This window comes from Mesorhizobium sp. M0040, from assembly GCF_040323505.1.
Classification (GTDB): Bacteria; Pseudomonadota; Alphaproteobacteria; order Rhizobiales; family Rhizobiaceae; genus Mesorhizobium.
On sequence record NZ_JAMYVA010000088.1, the window covers coordinates 1 to 12,616 of the forward strand.

The window sequence follows — 12,616 nt, forward strand, 5'->3', positions numbered from 1 at the left end:
AAAGGCCGCAACCCGGCCTCCCCGCTCGCCCAGCCGGCCGCCACGCCGCACGACCACCGCCGCCGTAGCGCCCCGCCCCCGCTTCCCGAAGGCGATCGCGGGCTGGTCTATACGCGGCGGGCCGAACCGGCCAAGGCCATGCAGGAACGCCAGCGCCGCAGCGATCAGGATCGTCAGTGTCAGCGCCAGGAACGGCGGCTCGACCAGAAGCTTGGCCAGATCATACTTCCGCCCCGCGCCGTGCAGCGTCAGATCGAACATCACCGGGCCGTCGTCGGGCTGGAGCAAGGCAATCAGCCCGAGCGCGGCTGCTGCCTTTTCGGGATCCTTGAGGGCGGCGTTGTTGATCAGGTCGGGGTCAGTCAGGATATGGAACGGCTTGTCGTCTAGTTCGGTAAGCACAGCCTTGTCATTGCCGGCTGCGATGAGAGGGTACTTGTCGGCCACCCACTGCAATTCTTCGGGTGCGGCAACCATGTTGCCTTCGATGTCGAGTTGCTTTGCCGTGCTCTGGCCGGCACCGATCTTCGCATCGGCGATGCGGCCAAGCCATTCGTTCACCACCGAACCGGGCAATCGCCCGAATTTCATGTTCCAGCCTTCATGCCCCTGCAGCGGCAGGATCTGCCATTTGGGCAGCACGAAGAGTGTGTTCTGGTCCTGGCGAAGATTGAGGATGTGGTCGAGCGCTTCCGGATCGCTGTCGGACGAAATGGTGACGATCAGCAGCATGTCGGTGCCGAGATCGTCCTCGGTCCGCGCCATCAAGGGCGCTTCGCCGGTGAGCCGCAGCCATTCCGCCAGGCCGGCGTAGCCGACGCCGCTTTTCGACAGCGGCGTGGCGCCGCCGTTGCCGGGTTGCCGGAAATCGGGAGCATAGGTGGACAGCAGGAAAAAACCGGCCGCCGCAAGCAGGCTGGCGAAAATCCCCCAAAACAGTGTCTTTCGATTGAACGGCTCCTGTGCCTCGACCGCCGGTGCACTCACGTCCAGGCATCCCGGAAGGCGAAACGTTCATAGGCGCCGCGCGCCTGCCGCCAGCCTTCCGCGCCGACCGGCCGGCGCGCGAACAGCGCCGCCTCGACAATGCGGGCGATCTCGGTAAACGCATGGCGCGCCCTTCCCGGCAGGGAAGGGGCGTTGGCGATGTCGCGCGCGGTGAGCGACGGGCGCAGGAAGTCCGGCAGCCGGCCGGCGATATCGGCGACGCTGCGCCGAAGCAAAAGGTGAACCGCCTCGTCATAGTCGCCGCGTGCGGCCAGCGCATCCGCTTGCGACAACAGGATCTGCGCGGCGCCGGCGTCGGGGCGCCAGGCTTCTTCGTCTTCGACTTCGGGTCGAGCGCGCTGCCACGGCAGCCGCCAGGCGATGCCTTTCACCTCGAGGAAGACCAAAAGCAGGATGATTGCGACGCCCGATATCACCGCCCCCCAGAACAGATAGATCATGTAGGGACCGAGCCACGACAAAAAATCCTGCAGCGGTTTCAGCCACTCGGGCGGCTTCGGCGGCACATAGGCCGGCAGGTCGAACTGGATCGACTCATCGGCGATCAGCTGCTTGTGCAGATTGGTCAGCCGTTCGGCTTCCGCTGTGCCTGGCTGTGCCACCGCCACCCGCTCCCCTGCAACCTGTGGTTCCCTGCCGACACTGACAATGCAGAACAAGAATTGCAAGTGGGCTGGACGCCCACCGTTAATCTTGGCAGAATTACTATTAGGGCGCCGTGATACTGTTACGGCGAAACACGGGGGGAAATCATGGCTTCAACGACACTGGAACGGCCTGAGAAATTCGAGATCGGCAGGGTGTTCAACAACAGCTTCGCCGTGATCGGCCGCAACATCGGCTTGTGCCTTGGGCTCGCGCTGCTGTTTTCAGGCTTGCCGGCGATTATTCTTCGGCTGTGGAGCCAACCGCAAATAGATGCGGTTCTGCAGGGCGACCCCGGCGCCGCGGCCGATCCCTCGATGATGTTTCGGAATTCATGGGTTACGATTATTGCGGGATTGCTATCCTTCGTTTTCGCGCTGCTGCTCCAGTCGGCGCTGGTGCGGGCGACGATCGAGGACTTGAACGGCAAGCGGCCGACCTTTGGCGACTGCATTCAGATAGCCATCCGCAATTTGCTGCCGACCCTCGGTATTGGCCTGCTCGTCGGCCTGGGTGCGGGCCTGGCGTCGATAGCTTTGCTGGTTCCCGGCATCATCTTATGGCTCGGATGGTGCGTGGCGGTGCCGGTTCTGATCCAGGAGCGGCTTGGCGTGTTCGGTTCGATGTCGCGTAGCCGTGTCCTGACCAAGGGCAACCGCTGGCCGCTATTTGGCCTCTTCTTGATCCTGATGGTCATCGCGATGGTCATCCAGTGGGTGATGCTGGCAGTCATCGTCATGTTTGGCGGGATCATTGCCGATGTGGCGGCAGCCTTGGTGTCGACCGTACTGTCGATGGTGCTGTCGGTTGCCGCGGCGGTCAGCTATGTCGAGCTGCGTCAGGTCAAGGAAGGCACCAGCGTCGAAGAGCTGTCGCAGATCTTCTCCTGACGGTTCGCCCGGCTTTTCATCGGCGACTGGGCTCGCGTTGCGCTCGGGCAGCCGAGCTTGGTCACAACGCCTTTGTCTGCTGCACCGGCAACGCCGCCGCCAGCCGCTTCGCCCATTCCTCGATGCCGGAGCGGCCCGCCAGCAGGTCCTGCCTGATCTCGATGAGGACGGCCTGAATGCCGCGATCGTCGCCATGGACGGGTATGGCATAGTCGCCGTCACGGCTGATCACGTAGGGCTCGTTTGCCGCGGCGTTGAGTGCACTGTCGGCGCGCAGGCCGGCAAGCACTGCCTGGCCGAAATCGACCGCCCGATCGTAAAGCACGCCGGCGTGCCAGGGCCGCGCAATGCCGAGAAAGACCGGCGTGAAGGAGTGGATCGTCGCAATCCGCGTCGGTCTGCCCTGCTTCGCCCGGTCGTCGAGATGGGCGGCCACGCGGTCATGAAACGGCGCGAACATGACTTCGGCACGCCGGCTTCGTTCCTCCGGATCGAGGCCGACATTGCCGGGGATGTCCGTGTCCTCCGATTGCACCGGAATGCTGCCGCCGGAACCAAGCGGCCGGTTGAGATCGATCAAAAGCCGCGAATAGGAGCTGAGGAAAGCCGGAGCATCGAGCAGCTTCGACAGAGCGCGGGTCACTTCGGCGGCGCCGATATCCCAGGCGATATGGCGCTGCAAATGGCTGCTGTCGAGACCGAGCCGCGCATACTCGGCCGGAATATGATTGGACGCATGCTCGCATATCAGAACGATATCGGAACGCCCCGTTTCGTTGATTGCGTCGACCGCGGGTGGCCAACCTTCCGGTAGGATGGCGCTGGCAAGCGGCTCAGTCATCAATACAGCGTCCGGTAGAGATCGCAGACAGCCACTGGGTCGAGACCGGCGAGGCGCTCGGTCTCATGCCGCTTGAGGCCGACAAAAGTCTCGACGAACACCGGCGCGAACCATCCGGTGACGGTCTTGTCGGCAACGAGTGCGTCGAGTGCCGCAGGCAGCGTTTCCGGCAGCCGCACGAGGCCAAGCTTCTTGCGCTCGGCAACGCTCATCTGCGTCGGGTCCCCCGAGACAAGCGGCGGCGCCGGCAGCTTGGCCTTCAGCCCCTCCAGCCCGGCGCGCACGATCGCCGCCAGCGACAAATAGGGATTGCCGGTGGCGTCGGCTGCCCGGTATTCGACGTTGTACTGCCGCGCAGGATCGCGCCCGCCGATCGTCACCGTCGGGCAGATGCGCAGGCTCGCCTCGCGGTCGCGATCGGCAAGCCAGGTGTAGGACGAACTCCAGCTGTGCGGCTTCAGCCGGTAGTAGGACGACACACTCGCCGCCGTCATGGCGGTGATCGCGGGCAGGTGGCGCAGCACGCCGGCACAGAACGAAGCGGCACGGCTGGAAAGGCCGCCCGGCTGGGCCGGGTCGTAGGTCGCCGGCTTGCCGACCTCGTCGACGAAACTGAAATGGACGTGGACGCCGTTGCCGACGGCATCCGGCGCGATCTTGGGCGCGAAGCTTGCCCGCCACCCGGCACACCGCGCGACTTCGCGCGTGATCTCGCGGATGGCGACGGCGCGATCGGCCGCGGCAAGCGCATAGGTTGGCTCGCACGTCACCTCGAACTGGCCGGTGCCGAATTCGGCGATCACCACTTCCGGCGCGACGCCGGCTTCCGCCAGCGCCGCCATCAGATTAACGGCGAACGGATCGGTGCGGCGCAGTGCTGCCAACGACATCGAATGAGCCGGCCCGAAGTCGCCCTCGATATGGAATTCATGCTCGAAGGCGGCGATGACGGAAAGCCCGGCCGCTGCCTTCAACTCCGCCAGCGCATCCTTGAGCATGGTCCGCGTACAGCCGACCCACGGGCTGCCGTCGAGTTCGACGATGTTGCCGGCGACCATGTCGAAAGGCGTCGCCGATCCGGTCAGCGCCGTGCGGAACCGCGCGTTGAGATCGGGAACGAGCCGCACATCGCCGGACGAACCCCAGGGATTGGGATCGACGATCGAGTTAAACGGCGTCAGCGACAGATTGGCCTGCAGCCAGCCGACGCCGGTCGCTGCGATCTTCTGCAGTCTGCTTTCGACGACCGAGCGGCCGCGCGTGATCGCCGAAAGATCGGTGGTGACGACGGCAACGAGCGGTTCGACGGTCGATGTCATGCAGCTTTTCCCAAGGCTTCGAAACGGGCAGTAACGATGGCGGTATCTGCGACCCAGCAATAGCCGCCGAAAGCCTCGAGCGCGCCGTCATGGCGCTCCTGCGAGGCGGCGGCGCAGGCATCCGATACGCAGGTGACGAGATAGCCGCGATCGGCGGCATCGCGCACCGCCATGTCGACGCACTGGTCGGTCATGATGCCGGCGACGATCAGGTAGCGCACGCCGAGGTTCTTCAGGACATAGTCGATGTTGGTCGAGTTGAAGACGCCCGACGATGTCTTCGGCAGCATGATCTCGTCGCCGACCGGCGCCAGCGACGGCACCGGCAGCCCCTCCGGCCGGCTCGGCGCGATGTGGATCGGCGTCAGCTTGTGGTCGAGCGAGCGGTCGCGCCCGTCTTCGGTCAGGCTCTGGATGATGGTGTGGATCACCTCGACGCCGTTGGCCCGCGCCGCCGCCAGCAGGCGCTCCTGGTTGGGGATCGTTTGCGACGCCGTCTGCCGGTAGAAATAGTGGTCGAGGCCGCGCTCCGGATGCGCCGGATCAGCACCCGGCTCCAGCCAGACGCGCTGCATGTCGACCAGCAGCAGCGCGGTTTCGCCGGCCCGGAACGGCTCGTTTCGTTTTGGCAGTGCTGGCGTCATGCTTGGGTCCTGCTTCGCTGATCACGTCTGGCTGATTTAGCTGATTTTGGCCCAGGCGTCCTGCGTGGCGGACGCACTTATTGGGATATTCGAAGTCACTAATTTAAGGTAAGCTTTGTTTTCGGGCGTGGAGACGGGGGGTCTCTGTCATGATCGATTCAGACGTGTTCGACTTTGTCGAACGCTGCAGGAAGCACACAGCTACCGGGCCGCTGCTGGGCGACCTGCTCGAAACCGTGCGAAATCTCGGCTTCGAGCACTTGATCCTGAGCGGGGTGCCGCTTGGCGGGCAGAAGCTTGCACCGATGGTCGAACTGAATGGCTGGCCGGCCGGCTGGTTCGAGCGCTATGTCGAGGCCGAGCATGCCGCGGTTGATGGTGTTTGCATCTACTCGGCAAAGACTTTGAAGCCGTTCCTGTGGTCCGACGTCCCGGCAAAGTGGTCGGATACGGAGGGCTCGCGACGCGTCGCCGGCGAGGCGACGGAGTTCGGCATCTGTAGCGGCTTCGCCGTACCGATGCTCAGCGTTCACCACTGGCAATCCGTGCTGTCGTTTGCGTCTTCCGCGAAGGCCTGCACCCTGTCGCCGCGCCATCAGGTGCAACTGGTGACGATGGCGGTCTACGCGGGCATGTCGATCCAGGCGTTGTCGAATGACGATGACGGCGATGAAGGCTTGCTGACCGACCGGGAAAAAGAGGTGCTCTTGTGGGCCGCGGCCGGCAAGACCTCGTCGGAAACCTCGCAGATCCTTGGCCTTACCGAGCGCACGGTCAAATGGCACTCGACACGGGCTCGCGAGGCTTTTGGTGTCGGCACGACCACGCAAGCGGTCGTCGAGGCGGTGCGCCGGCGCCTGATCCATCCCTAAGCGCGTCAACTGTCCCATCGGACAGGTGACGTATATTAGCGCGACTGCGAGTATCCCTGCGAGAACGATCGGGGGATCGCGCCATGATAACGGCCCACGTAGTCAATGCGCATAACAAGCATCTCTACGAAAACGAATTCGACGAGTTTCTGCGCCGGCGGCACGACTTCTTCGTGCACCAGAAACATTGGCGCCCTCCGAGCCCGGACGGTCGCGAGCTGGACCAGTTCGATACAGACGCGGCGACTTACCTGCTCGGTATCGAAGATGGTCGCGTAGTGACTTCGGCTCGATTGATCCCAACGAGCGAGCCGCACATGGTCGCGGAGGTCTTTTCTCACATGTGCGAAAAATCGGGCGTCCCGAGACGACCCGATTGGGCCGAATGGACGCGCACATTCGTCGTTCCCGACAAACGCACTGCTGGACTGAGGGGCACGCTGACGCAGCTGTGCTGCGCGGTGATGGAATACGCTCTCGACGAAGGCCTCAGCGCGGTCGGCGGCGTCCAGGAAACCTACTTCATGCCCCACCATGGCGCGCTCAAATGGCGTGCCGAGCCGATGGGCATGGCGAGGGAAGAAAACGGCGAATGGTACATCGTCGCGTATATCGAGGTGAATGAGGCGGCGCTGGCGAGTGTTCGGAAGATACTTGGGATTGAGCATTCGTTGTTGGTTCGGTGTGGAACGCAAATACCGTTCCTCCTAGAAACCAGCGTGTCATTGGTCTGTAATCGGGTCTAAGTCTAATGGTTAACTGGGAGGGTAATTATGTCTGTCATTCTTGCGTCAGCCAGAATAAAGGAAGGTCAGCTCGCGGAACATTCGGCAAATGTGAAATGGGAAAACAATGTGTTATCATTTGAAATTGCAGAAAAGTACAAAGGGCATTTTGTGCCAATAGTATCTCACTGTCATAACGTTCCTCATGTAACGAGTAGCTATTGGATCAAGCAGGTTGGATCGGAATACATCGTCGTGATGCAGTCAGCTCAGGACACAAGTGGAAGGGTATTTCCGCCTACCGATTTCACGGCAGTCATAGTTTCCACCGTCTAGTGAAGGCGCCGCCACAGCTAGAGGCCTGTGAGCGGATTACGGTGACGGTGCACTATTTTGCCTCGTTTTCCCGGGCTCACGGCCTTGCCGATTTCCTCGGCGATGCTCTCGGCCCACGGGCGCATCGAAAGCCGCGACATCGGCGACGCGGCGATACTCGATGAGCAGTTCTTGTGGAACACATAGTCTTCGGACGTGAAAACACTTTGGCTCACCCGTACGGTGCTGGGGATGCGGCAGACCGGGAACACCGGCAAGGTGCACGTGCGGCGAGGGCGACATGGTAAAAAGTGCACTGTCACCGTAACTCCTCCGTCTTGGTGGAACCTGTGAAGTTCCCTGGATCGCCGCCCATTTGGTTCTTAACATGCGGTTTTGCCGAAATCCGTGGTGCAGTTTTTTGCGGCAATGAAGTAGCGATTGCCTATCTACTGTTTCAGCATCCAGTTCCCTCGCAAACGCCTGCCTAGTGTTCGGGATCACGGTGGAATACGGTGACAGTGCACTATTTCTTTTCGCCGCCTGCCTCGTTTTCCGGGTTTCACGGCTTTGCCGATTTGCCCGGCGATGCTCGGCCCACGGGTGCATCGAAAACCGCGACGTCGGCGACGCGGCAATCCTCGATGAGCAGTTCTCGTGGAACACATAGTCTCCGGACGTGAAAACACTTTGGCTCGCCCGTACAGCGCTGGGCTGGGATGCGACGGACCGGCAACGCCGGCAAGGTGCACCATGCGGCGGGGGCGACATGGTAAAAAGTGCACTGTCACCGTAATTCTGATCTATACTCGGGACACCAGCTCGAATGCCTACGGCAAGGCGAAGGGCGGATGAAGCGCTTGATAGAGTTCTCTTTTTAGTCATGTGGCGATGTTAAGATGTTAGCCTCCGACCTAACGAAATTTATCGAGCAGGATCATCTGGCTCTGGATGCCTTCGTAAAGGGCGATCCTGAGCCCTTGAAAAACCTCTACTCGCGACAGGACGACGTCATTATTGCCAATCCCTTTGGCCCGCCGGCGAAGGGATGGAGAAAGGCCGCTGAGACCATGGAACGGGCCGCCACCAATTACCGGCACGGCAAGGCCATCGGCTTTGAGCGCATCTCGGAGTATGCGACAGCCGACTTGGGATACATCATCGAGGTCGAGCGGTTCCAATCCAAGGTCGGTGGTGGCAACAAACTGGTGCCGATTGCGCTTCGAGTCACCACCATATTCCGGCGCGAGGAAGGCGCGTGGAGGATCGTCCTTCGTCATGCCGATCCGATAACCTCGGCACGCCCGCCGACGTCCATTGTCGGGGAGTAGAAGGGTTGCCGGAGAGGTTTTAGGAATTACGGTGACAGTCCGCTATTTTCTTTTCGCCGCGCGCCTCGTTCCGGGTTCTCACGGCTTTGCCGATTTGCCCGGCGATGCTCTCGGCCCACGGGTGCATCGAAAACCGCGACATCGGCGACGCGGCAATATTCGATGAGCAGTTCTTGTGGAACACATAGTCTTCGGACGTGAAAACACTTTGGCTCGCCGGTACGGTGCTGGGGGATGCCGCAGACCGGGAACGCGGGCAAGGTGCACAATGCGGCGGAGGCGACATGGTAAAAGTGCACTGTCACCGTAATTCATCCTTAGCGGCCAATTTCCCGCGTCGCATCAACAATCTAGGTCATTTTCGGTTTCGCTTTAGGCAGCGCGGCCAGCAAGAGCTGGTGCTGTTTCTTCTTTCTCTTCGACGTGAGGGCTCACCCATTCGTCGGTTATCACGCGGCTGGCCAAGGTGCCCGGCACCGCTTTTCTCAAGGCACGCAGCAAAAAGTATCTAACCCGCTCGGACAGTCAAGAGGTGTGGCAGGCAGGCCATGCGCAGCCAGCCGCAGCCAGCCGCCAAGACGCGCGAAGCACTTCGGCGGTGTAGGACAGCGGCACGCCAGAACGCGCGCAGGCCAGGCGTTGGCTTGCCCAATTGTGTTTTGACTATTTGGCTGAACGGGCGCGTAAAATATCAGGTTCGCCCGGTCGGGCGAACTAACTCAGGGAGGATGTTATGAAGATGAATCGACGTAATGCTCTCGCCCTTGGTGCCACCTCGTTGGCGGCCCCGCTATTGGTCGCAAAGCCCATTCCGGTAGCGGCCAAGACCTACGGTCCGACTGATGGCAAAGAGATTTTTCCCGGCGTTCGGCTCGTCGAACTGGGAACACGAGACTCCCATATCAAGGGGTACAAGAAAATTGCCATGGAAGACGTCGTCTACCAGCCAAAGGCAACTAGCCCGCTCGGGGATGTCATGGCCGACGATATGGTCTGCACGGTCACTGAAGGCGAGCTGCAGGTCACGGCCGGAGACATGCAGTTCACGGCCAAGGAGGGTGACGTATGGAGCTGCGGCAAGGGTAGCACGAAGGAGGCTGCTACGAACAACGGAACAGCGGTCGCAGTGATGCGGGTGATTAACCTGAAGGCTGCATAAAGTTACCCACACTCTGGCGACTGCAGACGCTCCAGCCGGCTTCGGCCGGCGGGCTTTTCCGGTGCGCCACGGCCTCGATGACCGGACATTTCTGCCGGCGCGCTGTGGCCAGCGCGGCGGCAGACTGAGGCCTTAGCGCACGGGCGAGCCGCCCTTCAGTGGTGGTGGGCGGAAACGCTCTTGACGTATTCGGACACCAGTTCCCTCGGTGCCGACTGACTGACGTCGCCGACGCTAAGGATGCCGACCATCCGCATATTCTTGTTGATCACCGGCAACCTGCGGATTTTCAGTTCTTCCATGTGCCGTACGGCCTTGGCCAGATCGTCGTCTTCGCGGCAGCAGTGAATGCCGGCCGTCATAACATCGCGCGCCGTTGCGATGCGGCCGTCGAAACCATCTTCTGCCAGTCCGTTGCAGACAATATCGCGGTCGGTCACCATTCCGATCAGTCGGTCGTTCTCTCCAATGGGAATCGACCCGATATCCTGGGCTCGCATCATTTTCGCCAGTTCGGTGACAGCGGTTTCGGGGCTGACCCAGTCGACACCCTTATGCATTGCGTCTTTGACTTTCATGGCGGACCTCCCTTGCTGGGTTGGTGAATGTCCCCCTGTCCCATTCTAACGCGGACGGGGTTTGGCTGCCAGAGGTCATCATCCAGACCCGCATTTTGCGGTGGTTGTCATGCGGAATTACGGTGACAGTGCACTTTTTACCATGTCGCTCCCGCCGCATGGTGCACCTTGCCCGCGTTCCCGGTCTGCCGCATCCCCCAGCATCGATAACCGCAACATCGGCGACGCGGCAATATTCGATGAGCGGTCCTTGTGGAACGCATAGTCTTCGGACGTGAAAACACTTTGGCTCGCCTGTACGGTGCTGCGGCAGACCGGGAACGCGGGCAAGGTTACACGATGCGGCGGGGCGAACATGGTAAAAAGTGCACCGTCACCGTAATTCCGGTGCACTATTTTCTTTTCGCCGCCTGGCTCGTTTCCGGGTTTCTCGGCTTTGCCGATTTGCCCGGCGATACTCTCGGCCCCCGGGTGCATCGAAAAACCGCGACATCGGCGACGCGGCAATACTCGATGAGCAGTTCTTGCGGAACATATATTCTTCGGACGTGAAAACACTTTGGCTCGCCCGTACGGCGCTGGGGGTGCGGCAGACCGGGAACGCGGGCAAGGTGCACCATGCTGCTGCGGCGGCGGCATGGCAAAAAGTGCACTGTCACCGTAATTCACTGCCGAAGCAGGAATTGATATAAACCGTGGGAATCGCGAGGCCGCCCTTGCGGGGGTGACGCCGGCGCTGCATCCTGACCAGAAGGCCCGGGGGGACACCGTGAACCTATCGAGCAGCGCAGCGAAAGGGCGAGCCGTCCTGACGCGAACCTGGAACCGAATTCGGTTCTGGTGCAGCTTTCCTTTTGCTCGCCTCGGTTTTTGGCTTCGGGAACGCAAGCGCTACAATGCGATGTTCCCGCGACGCTGGCTGAGTCCTGCCCAGATCATTGACCACGACCTCGAACTTGTAGACGATGATGATGTCGGCAAGCTGGATCGATCGTTGCTGGATTTGCTTGTTGCCAGAAGGGATCATCTTAAGTCGTCAAGTGGGAAATTCACCATTTTAAATATATCACTTTTTACCTTTTTGGTTGCGAACTACTTTCACCTAGGAACCGATGTTAGCGTCTATGGAATTTCTATTAAAAGCTCTCCAGGTGTTGCGGAATCTCTTCTCGCTATATCAAGCACGCTCGGAATATACGCGGCCACCCTCCAGGCCAACATAGCAATCGTCGACGGGGCTATAGCCCACCTTCTCAAGCGGATTTTTCCTCGGGGTATACTCAATGTTATGCAGTCAGCTTTGATTCCAGAGACTGCCATCGGGAAATACTTTCCATCGAATATACCACATCTGGTTTTTACAGGTTTTCATTCGGCTGCTTCCAAATATTTCGTATATTTTTATTTGATGTTGTTGATTGTAGTAATAGCATGCGTGTACGCAATAAATATGCTTCTGATGAAGGAAATATGGATCGCGTCATCTCTTGGAGTTTACAGTAAGATAATCGTTGTCTATGTCTTTATTTGCGGTATTTTTGGCGCAATGTTTCTATTGCTAACCAGGTTTCCTTCTCCATACCGAGATTATTCGGTGCTCCACAAGATGCAAATTGCAGAACAACTATGGCCGGATCAGGCATCGGACCTTCGACAACAGCTTTACGGGGCCAAAATCGAGGACCGCGCCGATTTAGAACGTCGAGGATACATCAAGCCTTACAAGATGCCAGAAGGAGCTTGAATACGAGCGGGGCGGCCCCGTCTTGCCACAAGAGCCTGCCTACGATCCGTCACTCCATACCGGAATACGATTGATTCCCAGCCGGCGGATACGAAGGCCGACAGCCTCGCGCTTGGTCGCGGAAAATGGCTCCACTTCCAGCCTGCCGTGATCCTTGCCGTCTTCGCATTTTCATTCGGTAAGCCAGCGAGTCGATGTCCACATCGCCAAAAATCTGGATCAGATCATCGGGGAAATAATTGTAGAGCTCTTGCAGTAGCCGCAGCGGATGCGGACCAGCCGCCTGCCGTCGTTCAAATTGGATAGCGGCTAACAGTGTGGCGTGTCGCGGCACGAAATTGCAGGAAACGAAAAATCCCGATCGCCATAAGTCTCTGATTTGGGATAGTGTGCTGAAGGTTCTGCAAAAAGTTTTGGAGAGAGAACGGCGCTTGCTCTGAGGGGCGAGCGGCCATGGCACGGTGGTGACGTTGCGATCACCGATTCCCGTGGAAGGGGAAGTGCCATGACCAATCGAGACGTTAGACTGAGCAGAGGCGAGTTGA

Annotated in this window: 14 protein-coding genes; 7 read left to right on the plus strand and 7 right to left on the minus strand. The window is 60.1% G+C overall.

The window, feature by feature from the left end; all coding sequences use genetic code 11:
- Both NKJ91_RS32445 and NKJ91_RS32450 read right to left on the minus strand, forming a co-directional pair.
- A partial coding sequence (locus NKJ91_RS32445) for a DUF4350 domain-containing protein (RefSeq protein ID WP_352458747.1) occupies window positions 1–987 on the minus strand: 987 nt, incomplete at its 3' end.
- Window positions 984–1,610: a DUF4129 domain-containing protein gene (locus tag NKJ91_RS32450; protein ID WP_352458749.1), complete on the minus strand. Its 627-nt coding sequence runs from the start codon at window positions 1,608–1,610 to the stop codon at window positions 984–986. The genes NKJ91_RS32450 and NKJ91_RS32445, both read right to left, overlap by 4 nt.
- A 150-nt stretch (window positions 1,611–1,760) precedes the next feature.
- Between NKJ91_RS32450 and NKJ91_RS32455 the strand changes: the two genes are divergently transcribed.
- On the plus strand, window positions 1,761–2,543 hold the full coding sequence (locus tag NKJ91_RS32455; RefSeq protein WP_352458750.1) for a hypothetical protein: 783 nt from the start codon (window positions 1,761–1,763) through the stop codon (window positions 2,541–2,543).
- A gap of 61 nt (window positions 2,544–2,604) precedes the next feature.
- On the opposite strand, the gene NKJ91_RS32460 is transcribed toward NKJ91_RS32455, so the two are convergent.
- From NKJ91_RS32460 to NKJ91_RS32470, 3 genes are read right to left on the minus strand one after another with little or no spacing between them, the layout of a single operon-like run.
- The gene (locus NKJ91_RS32460; RefSeq protein ID WP_352458751.1) at window positions 2,605–3,384 is read right to left on the minus strand and encodes an N-formylglutamate amidohydrolase; all 780 of its coding nucleotides are present in this window, start codon (window positions 3,382–3,384) and stop codon (window positions 2,605–2,607) included.
- Complete coding sequence (locus tag NKJ91_RS32465) at window positions 3,384–4,703, minus strand: type I glutamate--ammonia ligase (RefSeq protein WP_352458753.1); 1,320 nt, start codon at window positions 4,701–4,703, stop codon at window positions 3,384–3,386. Before NKJ91_RS32465 ends, NKJ91_RS32460 begins: the two co-directional genes overlap by 1 nt.
- Window positions 4,700–5,347 (minus strand): cysteine hydrolase family protein, encoded by a 648-nt coding sequence (locus NKJ91_RS32470; RefSeq protein WP_352458755.1) that lies wholly within the window; start codon window positions 5,345–5,347, stop codon window positions 4,700–4,702. Before NKJ91_RS32470 ends, NKJ91_RS32465 begins: the two co-directional genes overlap by 4 nt.
- A gap of 149 nt (window positions 5,348–5,496) precedes the next feature.
- Here NKJ91_RS32470 and NKJ91_RS32475 point away from each other — a divergent pair, with 149 nt between their 5' ends.
- The 4 genes from NKJ91_RS32475 (at window position 5,497) to NKJ91_RS32490 (ending at window position 9,749) form a co-directional block, all read left to right on the plus strand.
- Entirely contained in the window at window positions 5,497–6,219 is a 723-nt protein-coding gene (locus NKJ91_RS32475) for a LuxR family transcriptional regulator (protein ID WP_352458757.1), read from the plus strand.
- 83 nt (window positions 6,220–6,302) lie between these two features.
- Window positions 6,303–6,965 (plus strand): acyl-homoserine-lactone synthase, encoded by a 663-nt coding sequence (locus NKJ91_RS32480; protein ID WP_352458759.1) that lies wholly within the window; start codon window positions 6,303–6,305, stop codon window positions 6,963–6,965.
- Between the two features lie 1,193 nt (window positions 6,966–8,158).
- Window positions 8,159–8,590: a YybH family protein gene (locus NKJ91_RS32485; protein ID WP_023674442.1), complete on the plus strand. Its 432-nt coding sequence runs from the start codon at window positions 8,159–8,161 to the stop codon at window positions 8,588–8,590.
- Window positions 8,591–9,323: 733 nt separating this feature from the next.
- Window positions 9,324–9,749 carry a hypothetical protein gene (locus NKJ91_RS32490; protein ID WP_023674443.1) on the plus strand — a complete coding sequence of 142 codons (426 nt, stop codon included), beginning with the start codon at window positions 9,324–9,326 and terminating at the stop codon, window positions 9,747–9,749.
- A 155-nt stretch (window positions 9,750–9,904) separates the two neighbouring features.
- Here the strand turns inward: NKJ91_RS32490 and NKJ91_RS32495 are convergent, their stop codons facing one another.
- The gene (locus tag NKJ91_RS32495) at window positions 9,905–10,327 is read right to left on the minus strand and encodes a CBS domain-containing protein (RefSeq protein ID WP_023674444.1); all 423 of its coding nucleotides are present in this window, start codon (window positions 10,325–10,327) and stop codon (window positions 9,905–9,907) included.
- A gap of 252 nt (window positions 10,328–10,579) precedes the next feature.
- On the opposite strand from NKJ91_RS32495, the gene NKJ91_RS32500 reads away from it, so the two are divergent.
- Window positions 10,580–10,879 carry a hypothetical protein gene (locus tag NKJ91_RS32500; RefSeq protein ID WP_352458760.1) on the plus strand — a complete coding sequence of 100 codons (300 nt, stop codon included), beginning with the start codon at window positions 10,580–10,582 and terminating at the stop codon, window positions 10,877–10,879.
- Window positions 10,880–11,096: 217 nt separating this feature from the next.
- Window positions 11,097–12,071 carry a hypothetical protein gene (locus NKJ91_RS32505; protein ID WP_352458761.1) on the plus strand — a complete coding sequence of 325 codons (975 nt, stop codon included), beginning with the start codon at window positions 11,097–11,099 and terminating at the stop codon, window positions 12,069–12,071.
- 49 nt (window positions 12,072–12,120) lie between these two features.
- Here the strand turns inward: NKJ91_RS32505 and NKJ91_RS32510 are convergent.
- A partial coding sequence (locus NKJ91_RS32510) for a hypothetical protein (RefSeq protein WP_352458762.1) occupies window positions 12,121–12,616 on the minus strand: 496 nt, incomplete at its 5' end.